The organism is Candidatus Termitispirillum reticulitermitis (assembly GCF_054655775.1).
In genome coordinates this window covers 1-865 of record NZ_BAAIHG010000185.1, presented here as the reverse complement: position 1 = coordinate 865, position 865 = coordinate 1, and the positions used below count along the sequence as shown (strand labels likewise).

The window sequence follows — 865 nt, the reverse complement described above, 5'->3', positions numbered from 1 at the left end:
GTCTGTTGGCAGTAAATGACAACGAATTAGTATAAATCTGCATGGCTCTCCCCTATTACAACTATACCATTTTAGTCTTTGCCTCCATGCAACGCCACTCGCTATCGGCAGATTGTTAGGGAAAGTTAAGAAGTTATTTTCTCTCACTACGGGGGAAGGTGACTCAAAAGGCTGTTATTACCTATTTATCAGCTGTAGTGCCATTTGTGGCAGTTGGTTAGCTTGTGCTAGCATTGCCGTGGCTGCGTTCATCATTATCTGGTTCCTCGCGAAGTCCGCACTCGCCTTTGCCATATCAATATCCCTTATTCTGCTTGACGCCGCCAGAATATTTTGCTGTCCGATAGATAACGATTTCAACGCATGCTCCATCCTGTTGATACGAGAACCTATCTCCGCCCTCTGCTGCACTACATTTTTAATGGCAGAATCTATCTTAAAAAGTGCCCTCTGCGAATCAGGCAAGGTAGTCAGATATACATCATCTATCTCTAACGACACAGTATCAACCCTGCCTACACTTATATCCATATACTGCCCAGCATTCGCACCTATCTGCGAACTAGTCTCCTTGTTCGCTATATGGATATACTGCGGGTCTAAATCTGCGTCCTGCTCAAATACTATATTGCCATCAACACCCATCTTCGCACTGGTAATTATATTCGGGTTGAGCTTTATATTAACCCCCTTTATAACCCCCCTCATCATATAGTCTATTGATATATCACTATTGATATACTGCTCTGTATGCGCATCAAATACGTTCATCGTTATAACATCATTCTCAGACTGCTGTATCTGCTCTATGCTTAACGCCCTAAGAATATCTTCATCCGCTACAAAACGTATCTCTGAATTCCGA

At 42.8% G+C, this 865-nt stretch carries 1 protein-coding gene; it reads right to left on the bottom strand.

What is annotated here, in order from left to right; all coding sequences use genetic code 11:
• Positions 1 to 177: 177 nt before the first annotated feature.
• Positions 178 to 865 (bottom strand): flagellin (locus AC1MDJ_RS08170; protein WP_479690418.1); only part of this gene is annotated, 688 nt, incomplete at its 5' end.